General features: G+C 67.5%; 19 protein-coding genes and 1 pseudogene. 14 read left to right on the forward strand and 6 right to left on the reverse strand.

Translation table 11 applies throughout. The features are described from left to right. Positions 1–51: 51 nt before the first annotated feature. Together ACM6LR_RS36030 and ACM6LR_RS36035 are read right to left on the reverse strand one after the other, a co-directional pair. Complete coding sequence (locus tag ACM6LR_RS36030) at positions 52–513, reverse strand: hypothetical protein (protein ID WP_414945389.1); 462 nt, start codon at positions 511–513, stop codon at positions 52–54. Then, entirely contained in the window at positions 416–1066 is a 651-nt protein-coding gene (locus tag ACM6LR_RS36035) for a hypothetical protein (protein WP_414945390.1), read from the reverse strand. The genes ACM6LR_RS36030 and ACM6LR_RS36035 overlap by 98 nt, the downstream gene beginning before the upstream one ends. A 643-nt stretch (positions 1067–1709) precedes the next feature. Between ACM6LR_RS36035 and ACM6LR_RS36040 the strand changes: the two genes are divergently transcribed. From ACM6LR_RS36040 to ACM6LR_RS36060, 5 genes and pseudogenes are all read left to right on the forward strand, one after another. Continuing rightward, positions 1710–4322, forward strand: coding sequence for a CHAT domain-containing protein (locus ACM6LR_RS36040; protein ID WP_414940099.1), 2613 nt, complete (start codon positions 1710–1712; stop codon positions 4320–4322). 229 nt (positions 4323–4551) lie between these two features. Continuing rightward, positions 4552–5067, forward strand: a complete 516-nt coding sequence (locus tag ACM6LR_RS36045) for a lytic polysaccharide monooxygenase auxiliary activity family 9 protein (protein WP_414940098.1) — start codon at positions 4552–4554, stop codon at positions 5065–5067. A gap of 70 nt (positions 5068–5137) precedes the next feature. After that, the gene (locus ACM6LR_RS36050; protein ID WP_414940097.1) at positions 5138–6085 is read left to right on the forward strand and encodes a DNA polymerase domain-containing protein; all 948 of its coding nucleotides are present in this window, start codon (positions 5138–5140) and stop codon (positions 6083–6085) included. A gap of 163 nt (positions 6086–6248) precedes the next feature. Next, positions 6249–6987, forward strand: a pseudogene (locus ACM6LR_RS36055) (FAD-dependent monooxygenase). Beyond that, on the forward strand, positions 6984–7124 hold the full coding sequence (locus ACM6LR_RS36060; RefSeq protein ID WP_414945391.1) for a hypothetical protein: 141 nt from the start codon (positions 6984–6986) through the stop codon (positions 7122–7124). Before ACM6LR_RS36055 ends, ACM6LR_RS36060 begins: the two are co-directional and overlap by 4 nt. 27 nt (positions 7125–7151) lie before the next feature. Here ACM6LR_RS36060 and ACM6LR_RS36065 read toward each other — a convergent pair whose 3' ends face one another. From ACM6LR_RS36065 to ACM6LR_RS36075, 3 genes are all read right to left on the reverse strand, one after another. After that, positions 7152–7832, reverse strand: coding sequence for an AAA family ATPase (locus ACM6LR_RS36065; protein WP_414940095.1), 681 nt, complete (start codon positions 7830–7832; stop codon positions 7152–7154). A 65-nt stretch (positions 7833–7897) separates the two neighbouring features. Then, positions 7898–8563, reverse strand: a complete 666-nt coding sequence (locus tag ACM6LR_RS36070) for a DUF998 domain-containing protein (RefSeq protein WP_414945392.1) — start codon at positions 8561–8563, stop codon at positions 7898–7900. Positions 8564–8660: 97 nt separating this feature from the next. Then, positions 8661–9812 carry a beta-ketoacyl synthase N-terminal-like domain-containing protein gene (locus ACM6LR_RS36075; protein ID WP_414940093.1) on the reverse strand — a complete coding sequence of 384 codons (1152 nt, stop codon included), beginning with the start codon at positions 9810–9812 and terminating at the stop codon, positions 8661–8663. Positions 9813–9946: 134 nt separating this feature from the next. Here ACM6LR_RS36075 and ACM6LR_RS36080 point away from each other — a divergent pair, with 134 nt between their 5' ends. The 3 genes from ACM6LR_RS36080 (at position 9947) to ACM6LR_RS36090 (ending at position 14013) form a co-directional block, all read left to right on the forward strand. Next, positions 9947–12544, forward strand: coding sequence for an EAL domain-containing protein (locus ACM6LR_RS36080; protein ID WP_414940092.1), 2598 nt, complete (start codon positions 9947–9949; stop codon positions 12542–12544). Between the two features lie 541 nt (positions 12545–13085). Then, on the forward strand, positions 13086–13649 hold the full coding sequence (locus tag ACM6LR_RS36085; protein WP_414940091.1) for a TetR/AcrR family transcriptional regulator: 564 nt from the start codon (positions 13086–13088) through the stop codon (positions 13647–13649). Between the two features lies 1 nt (position 13650). After that, positions 13651–14013, forward strand: a complete 363-nt coding sequence (locus ACM6LR_RS36090; RefSeq protein WP_414940090.1) for a tautomerase family protein — start codon at positions 13651–13653, stop codon at positions 14011–14013. On the opposite strand, the gene ACM6LR_RS36095 is transcribed toward ACM6LR_RS36090, so the two are convergent. Continuing rightward, positions 14014–14718 (reverse strand): CDP-alcohol phosphatidyltransferase family protein, encoded by a 705-nt coding sequence (locus tag ACM6LR_RS36095; protein ID WP_414945393.1) that lies wholly within the window; start codon positions 14716–14718, stop codon positions 14014–14016. Positions 14719–14858: 140 nt separating this feature from the next. Between ACM6LR_RS36095 and ACM6LR_RS36100 the strand changes: the two genes are divergently transcribed. The 6 genes from ACM6LR_RS36100 to ribA are packed head-to-tail and all read left to right on the forward strand — an operon-like array spanning position 14859 to position 19718. Then, positions 14859–15839 (forward strand): zinc-dependent alcohol dehydrogenase, encoded by a 981-nt coding sequence (locus ACM6LR_RS36100; RefSeq protein WP_414945394.1) that lies wholly within the window; start codon positions 14859–14861, stop codon positions 15837–15839. Positions 15840–15861: 22 nt separating this feature from the next. After that, positions 15862–16260, forward strand: a complete 399-nt coding sequence (locus tag ACM6LR_RS36105; RefSeq protein WP_414940087.1) for a 6-pyruvoyl trahydropterin synthase family protein — start codon at positions 15862–15864, stop codon at positions 16258–16260. After that, positions 16257–17324: a glycosyltransferase family 4 protein gene (locus tag ACM6LR_RS36110; RefSeq protein WP_414940086.1), complete on the forward strand. Its 1068-nt coding sequence runs from the start codon at positions 16257–16259 to the stop codon at positions 17322–17324. Before ACM6LR_RS36105 ends, ACM6LR_RS36110 begins: the two co-directional genes overlap by 4 nt. Continuing rightward, positions 17321–18139, forward strand: coding sequence for an SAM-dependent methyltransferase (locus ACM6LR_RS36115; protein WP_414945395.1), 819 nt, complete (start codon positions 17321–17323; stop codon positions 18137–18139). Before ACM6LR_RS36110 ends, ACM6LR_RS36115 begins: the two co-directional genes overlap by 4 nt. Beyond that, positions 18136–19113, forward strand: coding sequence for a lysylphosphatidylglycerol synthase transmembrane domain-containing protein (locus ACM6LR_RS36120; protein WP_414940084.1), 978 nt, complete (start codon positions 18136–18138; stop codon positions 19111–19113). Before ACM6LR_RS36115 ends, ACM6LR_RS36120 begins: the two co-directional genes overlap by 4 nt. Continuing rightward, a complete protein-coding gene (ribA, locus tag ACM6LR_RS36125) occupies positions 19110–19718 on the forward strand; it encodes a GTP cyclohydrolase II (RefSeq protein WP_414940083.1) in 609 nt (202 codons plus the stop codon). The genes ACM6LR_RS36120 and ribA overlap by 4 nt, the downstream gene beginning before the upstream one ends. The last annotated feature ends 52 nt before the right edge of the window (positions 19719–19770 follow it).

Consider the following 19770-nt stretch of genomic DNA (forward strand, 5'->3'; position numbering starts at 1 on the left):
CCCCTTCCTCGCGCCAGGCGCGAGGAAGGGGCCTTCACGTACTTTGAGGGATCAGGCGCTGAGGAGCTGGTTGAAGAACGAGCGGTAGCGGCGCAACGCGATCCGGAGATCCTCGGTGGCCGGTTCGCCCTGGCTCCACGCGGATTCCAGTTCCTTCTTGTGGTCCGCGAACGTCGCGGCCAGGTTCTGGATCACGACGGCGACCAGTTCGTCGGCTTCCTTGACCGCCCGCTGCGGATCGTCCACAAAGGCCGTCTGGATGCCCTGCCAGCTGTCACGGAACCGGTCCACGTCGACGTTGTCGAACAACGTCTGCACTTCGTCCTCATGGGGCTCGGCGGCCGCCTCGGTGGTGCGCGAGGGATCCGTCGCCACCAGGTCCTCGGTGCTCAGCGTGTGCCCGGAGTCGCCGTTGTCAGCGGTCCGTTCCTCGTCGAGCCTGTCCGTCGTCCCGACGACGCTCTCCGTGGTCCGCGGTTCCGTTCCCTCGGTTCCCAGAGGCCTGCTTTCCATGACTCTTCGCTCCTTCGTCACCGTCGTCGGTCAAAAGATCTTCGAAAACCTCGCGATAGTGCTTCATCGCTTCACGCATGTCCTCTGTGGACATTTCGGATTCCCGATGACGCTCCAACGTGTCGTGCCCGGCGCGGTAGTGCCGCAACGCGTTCGCGTGCCGGACGGACAGATCCGCGAGCTGCTGGTCGTACCCTTCGGTCGGGTAACCGCGCTCGGCCATCAGGGAGACCAGCACCCGGTCCGCGTCGACGACGGCGCCGGACGGACGGTCGACGAACTGTTCCTGGATCAGCGCCCACTCCTGCGCGTACCGGTCCTTTGTGGACGACGGCAGTGGCCGGATGTCGAGATCCGAGTGACGCTTCATCCGCGACGTGAGGTCGCGCTCCGCTTCCCGCGGGTTCTCGTGTTCCTTGACGGCCCGCTCGTACTCGGGGCCGAACGTCTCTTGCAATCGCCGCCTGCGCTGTCCCTGGATGACGAACCAAGCAGTGGCTCCCACCACCAGGACCGCGGCGATGACGATGATGATGACCAACCACGTTGGCATCGTTATCTCCTCCGGATGTTTGCCGGTCAACCCCCGACAGGCCGTGAGTGCCCCGGTATGTGCGGTCGGAAACCCTTGTGGCACAAGAATCTTGCGAGATTAGGCCGGATGGCTCAGTGGTCTTGGCCGTACCGTCGCGGCACTCGCGGAAGGAGGCAGGCCGCGCTCCGCCATTTGGCGTAAGTCGTGAGGTTTGCTAACAAAGCGTCCCTCTTTTGGATGCCTGAGATGACTCAGTGTAGGTAAAAGCTCCCGATCACTGCTCCGTTGTGGCACTATTGCCCCATTCGCGGGAAGAGGGCCTGCGATTCGAGGGGACTCGGTGCGACGGGGTCGCCTGGCACGACAAAAGAAGGATCATCAGGGGAGGAGATCGTTATATGTCAGCGCCTACGGACGTCATGGATCCCATTGGCGAAGAGGAGCCGGTCGACCCGGCTCGGCCCACGCCTGACCTGCCTCCACACGAGCACAGCCCGGATTGTGAGCACTACCTCAACCGGCTGATGGATTGCTCCGGCGGCTGCATCCAGACCCCGCCTCCGGGGAACTGACCGGGTGAGCCGAAATTTCGCTCCGCCCGTCGAGGTGATCCTCGGCGGGTGGGCGGCTTTTCGGCTACGGACTGTGCTGTCATAGGCCAGTGGCTGTAACAGAACTCGGCGTCACCGAGGCCATCCGCAAAGCGCGTGCCCTCCAGCGGGCAGGCGTCGACGCTGTCTGTTCCTCGCGGCCACGTGAAGGGTTGAAGCTGCTCCACCGGGGTATGTCGGTGCTCGATTCGGTGGATCCCGCCGATGAAGGTGCTCGGCGGGAATGGCTGGCCGCTCGTATCCGGCTCACGAACTCACTCGTCGCGCTCGGTACCGAGACCGGGGGCGCGGTCGCCGCCGGGCTGGCCGAGCTGGACGAAGTGCGGTCTCTTCTCGACGAGGTGGGCGATCCGAAACTGCGCGCGGAACTGAGCGGCGCCATCGATCACAACTATGGACTCCTGCTCATGGCCGTCGGCCGGAACGAAGAAGGCATCGCTTACTTCGACACCTCGATGGAGCACAAGGAGTTCGTTCTCGACTCGGCGCCGGATCCGGTTCCCCTGCTCGGCCCGTACCTGGGCACGATGATCACTCGCGGGCTCGCGTATACGCGTCTGGGTGATGTCGGCAGGGCTCGCGAGGATCTGACTCACGCGATGGATATCGCGGAGAAGTACGAACTGCGATTGCAGGCGGCGGACGTCCGGCGGCCGCTCGGTTCGCTCGAGCTGAGGATCGGAAATGTTCCCGTCGCGCTGAGACTTTACGAAGAAAGTGAAAGGATCTATCGGGCTCTCGACGTCGAAATCCACCCGATTCTACGTCTCGAGCAGGGAAAGGCGCTGCTCGCCGCGGGGCTCGCCGACGAGGCGGCCAGTCACCTCGATGACGTACTGGTGATGATGCGTGAGCAGACCAGTATCACCCGCGACCTCGCCGACGTGGAGTTGTACCGGGCCTCCGCCGCCCTGATGAGCGACGATCTCGAACTCGCCCGTGGTTACGCCGCGTCGGCGCGGCGCAGGATGCTCCGCTGGGGATGTCAGACCTGCGTCGCCAACGCGACGATCGTCGGTCTTCGCGCTGACGTACGGGATGCTTTGCGTACCAACGAAATCCCGCTCACCCTGACCGCTCGCGCGGTGCGCGCGGCGAACGGGATGCCGATGCCGCGGCTCGCCGACCAGGCGGCGCTGGCGCGCATGCTGGCCGTCCGGGTCGAGCTGCGGAAGGGAAAGCGCAAGCGTGCCGCCGACTTGATGACGCGGATTCCGCGGCCGGGGCGGCTGACTTCCGTCGACTACCGGATGCTGCGGCGCCTTTGCCGTGCGGAACTCGCGGTCGCGGAGGGGGACAAGACCAGGGCGCTGGCCGAGATCCGGGCCGGGCTCACCGAACTCGATCGGGTCCGCGACCGGATGGGCGGCCTCGAGCTGGTGTCCGGGACGGCGTTGCACGGCAGGGAGCTGGCGGACCTCGCCGTCAAGATCGTGCTCGAGCGGGCCGACGCGGCCCGGTTGTTCGGCTGGACGGAACGGACTCGCGCGCAAAGTTACCGGTACGAACCTGTTGCGGCGACCGATCCGGATCTCGCCGAGCGGGTCGGTGAGGTCAGGGGTCTCGACCAGGCGATCCACCAAGCGCAGCACGACGGGCATCCCACGGCGGCCTTGCGGGCGAAACACGCCGAGCGGTTGCGTGACGCGCATCGGCACGGGTGGCACACCGGACGCAGGGGCAGGCCGAGGCCGATCGCGCGGCTCGCGGAGGTCGCCGACGAGCTTGGCGAACGCGCGCTGGTGAGTTTCGCGTCCTCCGGAGACGACCTGGTGGTCGTGGTGGTCGCCGGCGGACGGTGCGAACTGGTGCGGCTCGGCTCGGCGGCGCGGGCGGCGGAGTCCGCGCGGATGCTGAACGTCGACCTCGACGCCCTCGCGCCGGATCAGCTGGCCGCGCCACTGGTCCAGTCGGTGCTCGGTTCGGCGCGGAAGCAGGCCGAGCGGCTCGACGTCCAGCTGATCCGGCCACTGGAGGAGCTGCTCGGGGACCGCGGCCTGGTCGTCGTGCCGACCGGGCCGTTGTACGCCGTCCCGTGGGGGGTGCTGCCGTCGTTGCGGTCGCGGCCGATCGTCGTCGCTCCGTCGGCGACGGCATGGCTGGGCGCGGAGCGCTCGACGGCGTCACGCGCGCGGAAAGTCGTTCTCGTGCGCGGTCCCGGCCTCGTCGGGAACAGGGGTGAACTGGACAAGCTCGCCACGCACTACCGGACGGCGCACACGTTGACCGGTGCCGAGGCGACGGTGAAGTCGGTCCTGCGCGCGCTGGACGGCGCGAAGCTCGCGCACCTCGCCGCGCACGGCGCGCACGAGCCCGAGAACGCCTTGTTCTCCCGGCTGGAACTGGCCGACGGCACCCTCTTCGCGCATGAGATGGCCGGGCTCGCGCAGCCGCCGTCGCAGGTCGTCTTCGCGGCGTGTGAACTGGCGCTGAACCGGATCCGTCCCGGCGACGAAGTCCTCGGATTCGCCAGCGCGCTGCTCGCGAGCGGCTCGCGGACGGTGATCGCGCCGTTGAGCCGAGTCGGTGACGAGGCCGCCGCGGCCGCGATGGACGACTACCACCGCGGACTCGCCGAAGGCGCCGGACCGGCGACGGCCTTGGCGGACACCGTCGCGGTTGATCCGTTCCGGCGACCGTTCGTCTGTTTGGGTGCGGGCTGATCGCACGCCTTGACAACCCCTGTTCGATCTTCACGAGGGCGAGTGCCCGGTTGGTTACTCTTGACCAAGTCGTCTGAACCAATTATGGTCTAGACCACATCCGCCTGCTTGATGCTTTGGCGGATGTGGTCCCAACCGTCATATGGTTTTCGCTCGCTGTGGCCCAAGAACCTCGTGTCAGCTGACGGTTCTGCCACCGGGTCAGCGGTGGGTGTCGAAAGGGGTAGGCATGAGCTTCAAACGAAGGCTTTTGACCCTGGCGGCAGGTGCGGCAATGGTGCCGGCTGTTCTGGTCGCGATCCCGGCGGGAACCGCCAGCGCACACGGCTACGTTTCCTCACCGGCTAGCAGGCAGGCGCAGTGCGCCCAGAACACCGTTTCCTGTGGTTCCATCAAATGGGAACCGCAAAGTGTCGAAGGGCCCAAGGGGCTCACGAGCTGTCACGGTGGCGTCGGCCGTTTCGCTGATCTCAACGACGACAGCAAGGGCTGGAAGGTGCATTCCCTCGGCCGTACCACCACGTTCCGGTGGACGATCACGGCTCGCCACCGCACCAGCACGTGGGAGTACTTCGTCGACGGCGCCAAGGTCGCGACCGTCAACGACGGCGGTGCACAGCCGGGTGCCACGGTCACGCACAGCGTGAACCTTCAGCAGAGCGGGCGGCACAAGATCCTCGCCCGCTGGAACGTCTACGACACGGCGAACGCGTTCTACGCCTGCATCGACGCCAACATCAGTTAAGGGTTGAATTCGTGAGCGGTGAGGACGGCTCCAACCGTCCTTACCGCTCACGAGCCTTTAGGCTCACCCCATGAGCGATGACGAGCGCGACGGGGTCAAGCTGACCAACCTCGACCAGCCGTTGTTCGAGGACGCGACCAAACGCGACCTGGTCGACTACCTGGACGCCGTCGCGGGCCGCATTCTCCCGGTACTGGAGAACCGGCCGCTGTCGGTGATCCGCGTCCTGCGCGGCCAGGACCCGTTCATGCAGAAGAACCTGCCCAAATACACACCCGACTGGGTGAAGCGGTACGGGATGTGGGCGGAGACCTCGAAGCGGCAGGTGTCGTACGCCCTGTGCGACGACCGCCGCACATTGTTGTGGTTCGCGAACCAGCGTGCCGTCGAGTACCACCCGACGCTGATGCACGCGGGCGACGTAACGGGCCCGACCCATCTCGTCCTGGACCTCGATCCGCCCGCGGGCGACGATTTCGCGCACGTCGTGAAGGCCGCGGGGCTGGTCCGGCTGGCCCTCGCGGATTCCGGTCTCGACGGGGCCGCGAAAACCAGTGGGTCCAAGGGAGTGCACATCTTCGTCCCGCTGGTGCCGGGGCAGGCCTTCGACGACGTCGCGGCCGCGACCCGTGCGCTCGCCGCTCGCGCGGAACAGGTCGATCCTGCCGTCGCGACGACCGCGTACATCGTGGAAGACCGCGAGGGGAAGGTGTACCTCGACTCGACGCGGGCGGGAAGCAACACGGTCGCGGCGGCGTACAGCCCGCGGTTGCGGCCGGGGTTGCCGGTGTCGTTCCCGGTGGCCTGGGACGACCTGGCGAACGTGCTCCCCGCCGACTTCACCGTCTTCACGGCGCCCGCTCTTCTCGGGGACAGGGATCCGTGGGCCGAGGCGATGCCCGAACCGCAGGCCCTGCCCGCCGATCTCGTCGAACAGGGGCACACGATTCCCGTCGCCCGTGTCGTGGCGATGCACGAAGGGAAACGCCGGGCACGATTGCGTGCCCAGAAGGGCTGAACACGCACCCGCTCAAAGCGTTTTGTGTACCTCGGACCGCAGGGCGGTTCTGGGGGCCTTCGTGGGAAAGAACGACGCTGATGTGCTGATCGTGGGTGCGGCAGAGCCGTGAGCATGTCGAAAAGCGTGCCAGGGCAGGGTTTCTTGCCGCGAACAGTGTTGTGTGCTTGAGGAGAACGGACTCGCCGACGGGCTTCTCCGTAACGGTGTCCGGCACGACACCTGCGCTTTCCGTAATGAGCAGGCGGAATTCGAACTCAAGTACAGCGAGCTGGGCGCGGGCGAGGTGCACTCCGTCTATCCGCAGCAATTCCCGGTCATCGATCTGATCGCGGAATTCCTCGCCCGCGGTGGGGAGATCAAGTTCGGGGCCGAGGTGTCGTCGGTGTCGGGGACGGACGCCACCGTCATCGCCGATGAGGTTCTCTTGCGTGCCGAGTACATCGCCGGTTGCGACGGTCGGGTACGCGATGCACGAACGCGGATTCGCCGGGCATATGGCGAGGACGTCGACGGTGACGCGCTACTACCTCGAAGTCCCGCGCGGCGAGGATCCGGAAAGCTGGACGGACGACCGGATCTGGGACGAACTGCACCTGCGGATGCGCGCCGATCACTACGGCCCGCTGAAACAGGGCGCCATCATCGAGCGCCGCATCGTGGACCTGGGTTCGCACGTGATGGACACGATCCAGCGCGGGAACCTGTTCCTCGCGGGTGACGCGGCGAGCCTGATCAGCCCTTCGGCGGCGAAAGGCGCGAATCTCGCGCTGATGGAGGCCGAGATTCTCGCCAGTGCCTTGATCACCGCTCACGACGAGGGCGACACGACACCGCTTGATCGGTATTCCGCGGCGTGTCTGCCGCGGATCTGGCGGGCGCAGAATTCTCGCACTGGATGATCAACCTCCTGCACACTCCGGCAGGTTACGACGACGAGGCCGTCTTCCAGCGAGCCCTGCGGGACGCGCGGCTGGAGAGCCTGCGGATTTCCCGTGCGCACCAAGACTTCTTCGCCGAAAGCTGCGTGGGTATCTGACGGCGGCCGCGAGCGCGCCACCGGGCACTATCGCGGGCTGCCGGCGGGCGCGGGGTTCGAACTGAACTCGGTGCACGGCCTGCCGCTGGACGTCGCGCTGCTGCGAGCCACCCGCCGGTGAGGCGCGAGCCGGATGTCGTTCGAGCGGTCTCTCCCCGGCTCTTCCTCGGTGACGAACCGCAGTGCCCCGGTGACCTCCCTGGTCACCATTCGCGCGCCGTGCCAGCCCGCCGGGACCCAGCCGTTCCGCAGTTCACGGCGCAGCTTCTCGGCCCTTCTGACGTGGCGGCTGAACGAATGCGGCCGGATGACGCGCCCGCGCGCGATCTGGCCCGCACGGGCCTCCTCTGGCGAGACGTCGAGCCACAGCAGCCGCACCGGGCGGCGGCTCAGCAGGCCGAGCAGGGCCAGCAGCCCGCGGGTCGTCGCACGGGTCGACGGCTCGTGCACGACCAGCGGGCCGTTGTCCGCCAGCGCGAACCCGACGACCCGCGCGCGATGCCACAGATGGACGAGCGGCCGGTAGAACCGGTACGGCAGCGCGGCGGGTAGTCGTTCGCGCAGCTTCGCGCGGACCCGGTCGGAATCGAGCACCGGCATCGCGCCGGTCGCCGCCCTGGCCAGCAAGGTGGTCTTGCCCGCCCCGGGAATTCCCGCGACCACCAGGAGATCGCGGCGGCCGAGCTGGAGTGCGATGCGCTCAGTCATAAGGCGTCAACGACCCGGCCGATGACAAAGGTTCCTTACCTTGATCCGTTCGGCTCCGGTGCAGGTCAGGCCGTTACCCGCGTCCCCGCCTTCGCTGTCTTGTCCGGCAGCAGCGTCCCGCCCTTGGCGAGCCAGGCGACACCGAACGCGAGGATCGCCACCGATTCCAGCCACAGCGCCGGGTAAAGCGCCTTCGTCATGTCGTCGAAGACCAGGCCGCAGAGCACGATCAACGCGAGGCACACCAGCATGATCACGCCCGAAGCGACGTACAGCCGGTTCCGTTCGAGCTTGCGGGCGCCGGGGATCTCCTTGTCGGACTTGGTGAACAGCACGATGCAGAAGAACGTCAGTGTCAGGAAGAACACCGAGGCGGAGGCGAGATGCAGCAGGCCGATGATCTCGTCCGTGCGGTCGCCGTTCGACGGCGTGGTGGGGAAGAGCGCCACCCCGACCGCGGCCACCGCCGCGATGTTCCCGGCGATGTCGTCGATCCGGCCGTAACCCCGGTAGGACAACAGGAAGACGCCGATGGCGCACATGATGCCGACCCAGACGTCACGCATCCCCGAGTAGTAGTAGCCGCTGATCGAGTTGAGCAGGCCACCGCCGTCGACGGCGAGCTTCCCGAAGATCAGCACGAAGGGCAGTCCGATCCCGAGGAAACCGATGGCACGCCGCAAGAACAGGTAGTTGTGGACGAGATTGTCGGATGCCGTTTTCGCGCTCATGGCCGCCTCCGTGCTCAGTGCTTGTCGCTACCGAGGAGTATTGACCACTTCAGCACGGATAGTGACACTTCGTGACTATGTTGGTACCGTGTGTTATCTACGCGGTGTCCAAGACGACAGCGGTGACGTAGCCGCCCATCCCGATCGACGTCTTCACGGTGAGCCCGCTTTCGGGCCGGGACGGCCCGTCCATCAGCTGCGGATGCCCGTCCGCCACCGGTTTCGGTGCCGGGATCAGGTCGCGCTGCGCGGCGAGACAGGTCGTCGCGATCTCGGTCAGCGCGCTGGCCGACTGGGTGTGGCCGGTCAGCGGTTTGATCGAGTAGATCTCCGTGCTGCGCGGGAAGACCGCTTCGAGGATTTGGGATTCCGTGCGGTGGCAGAGTTTCGCGCCTGTTCCGTGCGAGTTCATGTACCGGACGTCCGTCGCGGCGGCGTCCGCGTTCTCCAGTGCGTCGGTCACCGCGGTGATCGCGGTCGTCGGGTCGGGGTCGAGCGCTATCGCGTTATGCGCTTCGTGCGCCATGGCGCCACCCCGCACGGTCGCGTACGAGTCGGACTTCTGCCGGGTCAGCACCATCGCGACCGCGGCCTCGGAGAAGGTGAAACCCCGCGTGCCCTCTTGGAAAGGGCGGCACGCGTCGAGTGGCGGCGCGTCGGTGACCGCCACCCCGCAGTGCACGAAGTTGCGCACCATCGGCCGGAGTGCGGACAGATCGGTGGTGACCACCACGACATCGTCGGCGTATCCCGCGTCCAGCCACATCTTCGCGGTGAGCATCGCGGCGCCTCCGGTCGCACACATCGCGGACGTGATCATCGAGGGGCCGCGGAAGCCGAACTCCGCCATCAGCACGGAGATCGGGGTCGAGGGCATCATGCCGATGAATTCCCGGCGGAACATCAGCTTTTCGCCGAGCAGGACGAACCTGTCCCAAGTCCGCTGGTCTTCCCGGACACCGCCGGAAACGACGCCGACCCGTCGGCCGGGTGACCAGCCCCGCGCACCGGCGTCTTCGATCGCTTCCCGTGCCGCGGCGAGCAGGGCGCGGCCGTGCAGATTGCCGTCCCTCGGCCTGCCGCCGTCGGCGATCCGCCCGACCCAGCCTGGCAATTCCGGGGTCTCCCCGAAGCCTTCGGTGAATTGGGGGCCGGGAACGCCGCTCGCGAGGCCTTCCCACAACGATTCGCGCCCCCAGCCGTAGGCGGTCACGGCGCCGATGCCGCAGATGTCGGTTTTGCTCCGCACGTGTTTCCCTTCAACTACATTTCGTCGGCGCCGGTGTGGATAAGCCACACCGATCAGCTGGCCGAGGAGGACGACTACGTCGATTTAGTGATCTAATCGGAAGCTACATCAGTTGAGTAGGGGGTTTGGATCACATGGATCCTGACGATCTCGACGGTGGGACTCCCGACACCCACCGGCCTTCGGATCAGGATTCCTCGCCAGCGAACGGCACCACGACCTGCACGGTTGGAAAGCCCGACCCGGCCTGTGGGGCGGCTGACCGGCATACGTCGCTCGTCCGTTTGCTGACCGAGTTGTCCGCCGAGAGGGATCATCGCGGCGACCCCGCCCTTGCCTTTCTCGGCAAGGGGTACCGCCTTTTGGAGCAAAATTCCGACGGCGGGACTTTGGGCACCCAATACTTCACGATGGTCGAGGCGAGCCCCTATGGGATCTGCGTCCATCAGCGCGGCAAATTCGTGTTCGTGAACTCGGCCACGATGCGGTTCCTCGGTGCGAAGGTGTCCACCGAACTCATCGGGCTGCACATCATGGACGTGGTCGACGCCGGCTCGTTGGACGCGCTGCTGGAGCGGATCGGCGCGCTGGCCGAGCCGGGTTCGTTCAGTGAGCCGACCGAAATGACACTGCGGACCCTGCAGGGCCGCAAGTTCGATGTCGAATCCCAGGCGGTGCTCACCACCTGGGAGGGCAAACCCGCCTATCAGGTGATCATGCGCGATCTGACCACGCAGAAGGCGGCTGAAGCCGGTTTGCGGTTTCAGGCCGCGCTGGTCGGTCACGCGAGTGACGCGATCATCGCGACCTCGCCCGACGGGCTGGTGACGAGCTGGAACCCGGCGGCCGAGGCCGTCTACGGACATGAACTCGACCAGGTCATCGGTGTCCCGGTGGCCGAGGTCGTCGGCGCGCCGATGAGTCCGCGGCAGGTCGTCGCGGCGGGCGGTGTCGTACAGGCCACGCATTTCAGCGCCGACGGCACGGCACTGGCGGTGCGGGTCTCCGCGGCCGAGATGTTCGACGGCTACGTGCTGCTGTGCGCCGACGAGACCGCGCAGCGCCGGGCCGAAGCCGAATTCGCCACCGTGGTCGAAACGCTCGACGAAGGGGTGCTGGTGGTCGGCCCCGGCGGGCGGATCGAGCTGGCGAACTCCGCGGCGCACCGGATCTCCGGCGTGCCGGCGGGATCCCTGGTCGGCCTGGAGAGCCGGGCGTTGCGGTTGTACGACGAGTACGGCGTCCCGGTGCCCGTCGACGATCTGCCGTCCGCGCGCGTGCGGCGTTCCGGGAAGGTCGAAACCGGACGGGTCGTGCAGGTGCGGCGGCGCGACGGCGCACACCGGTGGCTTTCGCTGACCTCCGGCCCGCTGATGGCGCCGGGGCAGAGCGTGCCCTCGGTGCTGACCTCTTTCGCCGACATCACCGAACGGCGCGCGATCAGTGAGCGGCTGGCCTACGAGGCGACCCACGATCCGCTGACCCGGCTCGCGAACCGCACGTTCGCGCTGAACCATCTGCGTCGCACGATGGCCGATCCGGCACGCACGACCACGGTGATGTTCATCGACCTCGACAAGTTCAAGATCATCAACGACTCGCTCGGCCATACCGTCGGCGACCAGGTGCTGCGCATCATCGGGGAGCGGCTGCGGGCCGTCGCCGGGCCTTCGGACCTGGTCGGGCGGCTCGGCGGGGACGAGTTCCTGGTCATCACCACCGGGTTTGCCGAAGACGCCGAGGTGCGGGCGCTGGCCGATCACCTCCAGCGCCATCTCGCCGAATCGCTCACCGTGTACGGCCGCGAACTGTATATCAATACGAGTATCGGAATAGTGATCGCCGAACCCGGTGATACCCGCAGTGCCGATGAATTGCTGGAAGACGCCGATTTGGCGATGTATCAAGCGAAAACATTCGGACCCGGCCGCTACGCGTTCTATGCGCCGATCATGCGGGAACGGGTACAGGACCGTTTCATCCTGGAGCAGGATCTGCGGAACGCCGTCGCGGAAGGCCTGATCGAGACCGTTTATCAGCCCGTCGTCGATTTGCGGACCGGCGACATGGTCGCGGTGAAGGCGAAGTCCCGCTGGGATCACCCTGTCCGCGGACCGATCGATCCGGCGGAATTGGTCGAGATCGCCGACGACGGCGATCTCTTGACCATCATCGGTGCGGAGGTCCTTTCCACGGCCGCCGGTGAGATCTCCCGATGGCGTGTCGATCATGGTGTGCACTGTAATGTGAACGTGAGCCTGTCGGTGCGCCAACTGGGTGATCCCACGTTGCTGCAACTGGTCCAGACAACTCTGGAGGCCGCAGGGCTGGTGCCGCAAGATCTCTGTCTCGACGTCGACGAAACGGCACTGAAGGACGCGGCCGACGCCGTCGACGCGTTGCGGAAGACCGGGGTCAAGGTGACCGCGGAACGGTTCGGCACCGGGTATTCCTCGCTCGCCCAACTGTGCCGCCTCGATCTGAACGTGATCGAAATCGATCGGTCGTTCGTGGCCGATCTGGGAAGGTCGACTGACGCCGAGCCGATCGTCGCCGGAATCATGGCGATGGCGCACGCCGTCGACCTCGTGGTGGTCGCCGAAGGCGTCGAGACCGCGCGGCAGCTGGAAGTGCTGCACGAACTCGGCTGCGACTGGGCGAAAGGGCCGCTGGTCGCGCCGGCGGGTCCGGTGGAGGACCTGAAGTCCGCGTACGCCCACGTCGTGCGATGAACCAGGCGGCTCGCCTCCGTCGCCGTCGTCGATCCGCCGGTGATGCTGTCAACGTGTCGCCCAGGTAGGTGAAGGGGCTTCCCGCGACTCGGTCGTGACACTTGGAATCACGGAGGCCGATGTGGCGAACTCGTGGTTCGTGGAGACCTCCTTCCCTACTTCGAGGGTAGGGGTCCCGGCAAAGCCGAGGTCTTAGAGGTCGGGCGGTTATTCGTCGCGGAGTTCGATCAACAGAGCCTGAGGGACATGCCTCCCCCAAGGAACCCCGGCACAAGCCGAGCGGGGAAGATTTCGGACGTTCAACGTCCCCAATCCTCCCCACTGACCCTGGCAGGCACTGGCGATATCAAGTCCGGACTGCCGAGAGCAGCGCTGACCAGCAGCTGCGACTTTGCCGGGACCCTGACCTTGAGGATGGGGAGGAGGCCTTCACGGACCGCGAGCACCCGGACCTGCGGATGAGCGCGAAAGTGATAGCAAAGGTCCCTTGCTGCAGCGCTGTCGGCTTGTCTCTGTACCTACTAGTATGTACGGTACCGGGGTGGACAAGAGGGAACAGCTCATCGAGAGCACTCGCGAGCTCCTGTGGGAGCGCGGGTACGTCGGCACCAGCCCGAAGGCGATCCAGGAGCGCTCCGGCGCCGGCCAGGGCAGCATGTACCACCACTTCCAGGGCAAGTCCGAACTCGCGCTCGCCGCGATCGGCCGCAACGCCGACGATCTGCGGGTCAAGGCGGAGGCCGAGTTCAGTGGGCCCGGCACGGTCATCGAACGGATTTCCGCCTACCTGCGCCGCGAGCGCGACGCACTCAAGGGCTGCCCGGTCGGCAGGCTCACCCAGGACCCCGACGTGATGGCCGATCCGGACCTGCGAAGGCCGGTCGAGGAGACCTTCGGCTGGGTCACGGGCCGTCTCGCCGAACTGCTCGACGAGGGCCGCGCGACCGGCGAACTCGACGCCTCGCTCGACCCCGCCGCCACGGCGACCGCGCTGGTCGCGGTCTTGCAGGGCGGTTACGTCCTCGCTCGCGCCGCCGGGTCCCCGGACGTGTTCGCGAAGGCCGTCGAGGGTGCACTCGGACTACTCGCCGCCAAGGAGAACTGACATGCCCTTCGTTCGCATCGACGCACTGGGAACCGAAAAGCTCGAAGCCCTCGGCAACGCCGTCCACGACGCGATGGTCGAGACGCTCGACATCCCGGCCGACGACCGCTTCCAGGTCCTGAACGGCCGGAGCACCCTCAAGTACGACGACTACCTGGGAATTCACCGGGACGAGGGGGTCGTGTTCGTCGCGATCACCATGCGACCGGGCCGCACCGACGAGCGGAAGAGGGCGCTGTACCGGCGGATCGCGGAACTCGCCGAGGAGTACGCGGGGACGGAGCCGCGGAATGTGCTTGTGACGATCAACGAGACGGAGCTGATCAACTGGTCGTTCGGGAACGGCGAAGCCCAGTACGCGTGATCACGCGACCTCGGCGGGAGTGGCGGCGAAGGCGTGCCGCTCCAGCAGCCACCACGTGTCGCGCCCGAAAGACCACGTCAGCAGTCCCAGCGCGCCCAGCGTGACCGCGAAACCGGCCCAAAGTGGCAGGATCGTCGAAACCACCGCGACCAGCGCGATGCCCTGCACCGCCGCGACCGTTTTCCGCGCCATGTTCGGCGGCAGCGGGCTGTTCAACCACGGCCACAGCCGGCTCGCGGCGACGAAGACGTAGCGCATCGCGCCGATCGTGAGCACCCAAGGGCCCAGCGACTGGGCGACGACCACGCTCAGGATCAGGATCAGATACGCGTCGATTTCCATGTCGAAACGCGCGCCGAGGGGTGACGCCGTTCCGGTACGGCGCGCTACCTGGCCGTCGACGGCGTCCAGTGCGAGCGCGACCGACGCGATGACGACCATCGTGACGGTCTCCCGGCCCGCGGTGTTGACGACGAGCGCGGTCACACAGCCGACCAGCCCGGAGCGCCCGAGCGTGACGGCGTCGGCCGGGCCGAGGGAGCGCGCGGTGCTCCGGTTCAGGCCGTAGGTCAGGAATCCGCCGACGGCGACGCCGTAGGCCGCTCCGGCGATCCAGCCCAGCGGGCCCAGACCGGTGACGGCGTCCAGCGTCCCCAGCAAGGCCAGCTGGACGAAAATCCCCAGGAAGATTCCGGGGTTGATCACGAGGCCTCCTCGTTATGGTGACGGCGAACCCGTTTCCAGGGTCCGATGTGAATGGACAAGATGGAAGACCCGTCTCGAAGGTCCGATGTGAATGGACAAGATGGAAGACCCGTCTCGAAGGTCCGATACGAGAGGACACGATGGAACGCGCCTTCTGGTTCAGTGGTTCCGGTGACGGCGAGCTCAGGCCGGTCACGCTTCCTTCGGTCGGAGACGGCGAGGTGCTGGTCCGCACCCTGTACTCCGGCGTGAGCCGGGGTACCGAGACGCTCGTCTTCCGCGGCGAGGTCCCGCCGAGTCAACGAGAAGCCATGCGCGCGCCGTTCCAGGAAGGCGATTTCCCCGGTCCGGTCAAGTACGGCTACCTCAATGTCGGTGTGGTCGAACAAGGTCCGGACGGGCTCGTCGGGCAAGTCGTGTTCTGTCTCTATCCGCATCAGACCCGCTACGTCGTGCCCGCGTCGGCCGTCACGCCGGTGCCGCGCGGGGTGCCGCCGGAGCGCGCGATCCTCGCCGGGACGATCGAGACCGCGGTCAACGCCGTCTGGGACGCGGCGCCGAAGCTCGGCGACCGGATCGCGGTGGTCGGTGCCGGCATGGTCGGCAGCAGCGTCGCGAAACTGCTGGCGGGTTTCCCGGCGACCCGGGTCCAGCTGATCGACGTCGACCCGGAGCGCGCGAAGATCGCCGAAGCGCTCGGTGTCGACTTCTCGGCACCGGAGGACGCGCTGGGCGACTGCGACCTCGTCGTGCACGCCAGCGCTACCGAGGCCGGGCTGGCGCGCTCGCTGGAACTGCTCGCGCCGGAGGGCGAGGTCATCGAGCTGAGCTGGTACGGCGACCGCCGCGTCAGCATCCCGCTCGGCGAGAACTTCCACTCACGACGGCTGGCGATCCGCTCCAGCCAGGTCGGCATGGTCTCGCCCGCTCGCCGCACGAACCGAAGCTACGGCGACCGCCTGGCTCTCGCTTTGCACATTTTGTCGGACCCCGCCTTTAAGGTGCTGGTCAGCGGGGAATGCCGGTTCGGTGAGCTACCGGACGTCGTGGGGCGGCTGGCCGCGAATGAACCAGGAACGCTCTGCCTCCGTGTCACGTATCACGGGGAGGACACGCGGTAGCCGCACTATCGGAGGAGGTCCGTTGTTCAGCATCACCGTCCGCGACCATGTCATGGTGGCCCACAGCTTCCAGGGCGAGGTCTTCGGACCCGCGCGGAAACTGCACGGCGCGACCTTCGTGGTGGACGCGACGTTCCGCCGGTCCACACTGGACGCCGACAACATCGTCGTCGACATCGGCAAGGCGACCGAAGAGCTCAAAGCGGCGCTCGCCGACCTGAACTACCGCAACCTCGACGACGTGCCGGAGTTCGCCGGGATCAACACGTCGACGGAGTTCCTGGCGAAGGTCATCGCCGACAGGCTCGCCGGTCGTGTCCACGCGGGAGCGCTCGGTGAGAGCGCCCGCGGGCTCGAGGGGATCACCGTCGCGCTGCACGAATCCCATGTCGCGTGGGCGAGTTACGAGCGTGCGCTGTGAGTGGTCTCCACGTCGTCCTGCCCAACGACATCGACGACCTGAGCGCACCGAGCGGCGGCAACGTCTACGACCGCCGCCTGTGCGACGGTCTCGCCGCGACAGGCGTGGAGGTCCACGAGATCGCCGTGCGCGGCAACTGGCCGCGGCCCGACACCGAGGCGCGCAAGGTACTGGCGCGCAAGCTCGCCGGACTGCCCGAAGGTTCGGCCGTCCTTGTCGACGGGCTGGTCGCCTGCGGGGTGCCCGAGGTGATCGTGCCCGCGTCGCGGCGGCTGTCGATCGCGGTGCTGGTGCATCTGCCGCTGGCCGACGAAACGGGACTTTCGCCTTCGCTCGCCGCCGAACTGGACCGGCTGGAGCGGGAGACGCTTGGCGCGGTCGAGACCGTGGTCGCGACCAGTGATTGGGCGGCGCGACGGCTGATCGAGCACCACGACCTGGCCCCGCATCGCGTGCACGTGGTGCCGCCTGGTGTCGACAAGGCCGAAATCTCGTCCGGGAGCCTCGACGGCACGCATCTCGTCTGCGTCGCCAACGTGACTCCGCGCAAGGGACAGGGACTGCTCGCGGACGCGCTGAAGTCGTTGAAGGATCTCCCGTGGATCTGTGAATGCGTCGGCGCTGCCCGCCGCGAGACCCGCTATGTCGAGCGCCTGCGGCGACACACTCTCGGCGACAGGTTCACTCTCACTGGTCCTCGGACCGGCGAAGCGCTCGAAGCGACATACGCCGCCGCAGACCTCCTTGTGTTGCCTTCGCGCGCGGAGACCTACGGCATGGTCGTCACCGAGGCGCTCGCGCACGGCATCCCGGTACTGGTGACCGCTGTCGACGCCCTGCCGGACACGCTCGGTCAGGCGCCCGACGGCAGCGTGCCCGGCCTGCTCGTCCCGGGGGAGGACGTCAGCGCGCTGGCCGCGGCCCTGCGACGCTGGCTGACCGAACCTGAACTGCGAGACCGGCTTCGCGCCTCCGCTCGCCTCCGCCGCGAGACGCTGACCGGCTGGGACGCGACCGCCCGCGGTGTCGCCGCCGTGCTGCTGAACGAAAGGACGGCGGCATGACCAAGTACGCCCCCAGTTGGCTGCGACTGCGCGAAGACGCCGACGCCGCCGCCCGCGCGACCGAACTGGTCGAGCCCGTGCGCGCGTTCCTGCGGACACAGGACGAGGTCGTGATCCGGGACCTCGGCTGCGGTACCGGGTCACTCGGCCGCTGGCTGGCCCGGCGGCTGCCCGGCCGTCAGCGCTGGATTTTGCACGACCGAGACGAAGACCTGCTCACGCACGCGCTGGCCCGCACGAGCCGTCCGGAGCACGCGTTGGACGGAAGCGAGGTCGATGTCGTCACCGAACGGCGGGACATCATCGAGTTGCGAGCGGCAGACCTCGCCGGGACGTCGCTGGTGGCGGCCTCGGCGCTGCTCGACCTGCTCACCGCCGAGGAGATGACCAAGCTGGCGGAAGCGTGTGTCGAAGCGGGCTGCGCGGTGTTGTTCACGTTGAGCGTTTCGGGCCGGGTGGTGCTGTCGCCCAAGGAGAGTTTCGACGTCGAGATCTCCGACGCCTTCAACGCGCACCAGCGCCGGGTGACCGGCGGCCGGTGGCTGCTCGGCCCCGACGCGGTGGACGTCGCGTTCGGGGTCTTCGAACGGCTCGGTGCCACCGTGCGGCGTGCCCCGAGCCCGTGGCGGCTCGGCGCGGATCAGGCCGCGCTGACCGCGGAATGGCTCACCGGCTGGGTCGGGGCCGCATGCGAGCAGCGGCCGGAGCTTTCCTCGGACGGCGACGCCTACCTGCGGTGGCGGCTCGCGCAGTGTGCGGCAGGCGAGCTGAACGTGCTGATCCAGCATGAGGATCTGCTGGTGGTACCGGCATGAAGCGGCTCTGGCCTCGGTTGCGGATCCTCGGCGCGCTCGGCATCCTCGCCGTGCTCGTCTGGCAACTGGGCACCAAGGCGTTCCTGGACGGGCTACGCGAGGTCGACGTCACAGGTGTCGCCGCCGCGCTCGGAATCGGTTTCGCCACCACGCTTTTCAGCGCCTGGCGATGGTGCCTGGTCGCGCGGCGGCTGAGTCTCAAGCTGTCGCTGTGGAACGCCGTCGGCGAGTACTACCGCGCGTTGTTCCTCAACGGCGTCCTGCCGGCGGGGATGCTCGGCGACGTCGACCGCGCCGTGCGGCACGGCCGCCAATCCGGCGACGTCCTGCGCGGCGTCCGCGCGGTGGTGCTGGAGCGGACGGCCGGGCAGATCGCGGTGATCGGCGCTTCGGTCGCCGTCGTGCTCAGTACGCCTTCCGTGGTGCCGCCGCCGATCGACGGGGTCGTCATGACCGCCGGGATCGTGATCGTCGTTCTCGCCCTCGCGGCCGTCATCACCGGGCTGACAGCGGGAAAGCACTGGATCCACAGTGGATCGAAATGGCGCCGCGGTTTCGCCGTCACCCTCGCCGACGTCCGGCTCGGCCTGCTGACCAAGGAGACCTGGCCCGGCGTGAGCCTGCTTTCGGCGGCCACCCTCGCGGGGCATCTCGCCCTGTTCGTCGTCGCCGCGCGGGCCACCGGGGTCACCGCGCCGGTCGGGGAACTGGTGCCGCTCATGATCCTCGCCCTGCTGGCGATGGGGTTGCCGCTGAACATCGGCGGCTGGGGCCCGCGCGAAGGCGTTTGCGCGCTGCTGTTCGGCGCGGCCGGGCTCGGCTCGGCGCAGGGCGTCACCGTGGCCGTCGTCTATGGCGTGCTCGCGCTCGTCGCGAGCCTTCCCGGCGCGGCCGTGCTAGTCCGTTTTGTCAGGCTTTACGCGCCCGCCGCACCGCGCCTCGGGGTACCCGTACGGATAGGAGAAACGCGATGACAGTGGAGAGGGTCGTAGAGACCAGACTGCCGACCCGTTACGGCCTTTTCCGCGCGTACGGGTACCTGGACGCCGACGGCACCGAGCAGATGGCGTTGGTGCACGGCGAGGTCACGGGCTTCGACACGCTGGCGCGGGTCCACTCGGAATGCCTGACCGGTGACGTGTTCGGCTCGATGCACTGCGAATGCGGTGACCAGCTCGCCGCCGCACTGCGGGCGATCGTCGAGGCAGGCGCCGGAGTCCTCGTGTACGCCCAGGGGCACGAAGGGCGAGGCATCGGCCTGCTCGCGAAGCTGAAGGCGATGCGGCTGCAGGACGAAGGGCTCGACACCGTCGAGGCGAACATCGCGCTCGGACTGCCGGTGGACGCGCGCGACTACGGTGCGGCGGCGGAGATCCTGACCGACCTCGGCGTGCGGTCGGTGCGGCTGCTGTCCAACAATCCGACAAAGGTCGACGAGCTGAAGCGGCATGGTGTGCGGATCAGCGAGCGGGTGCCGCTGCTGGTCATGCCCAACGACGAGAATTTGCGGTACCTGCGGACGAAACAGGAGCGGATGCATCACTTCCTGCCGCACCTGGACGCGATCGTGGGGAGCTGAAGGGGACTTTCCCCGCGTCTCACGCGGTGAAGGGCGCTTTCCCCACGTCTTA

The organism is Amycolatopsis sp. cmx-11-32 (assembly GCF_047608695.1).
In the GTDB taxonomy this organism is placed as follows: domain Bacteria; phylum Actinomycetota; class Actinomycetes; order Mycobacteriales; family Pseudonocardiaceae; genus Amycolatopsis.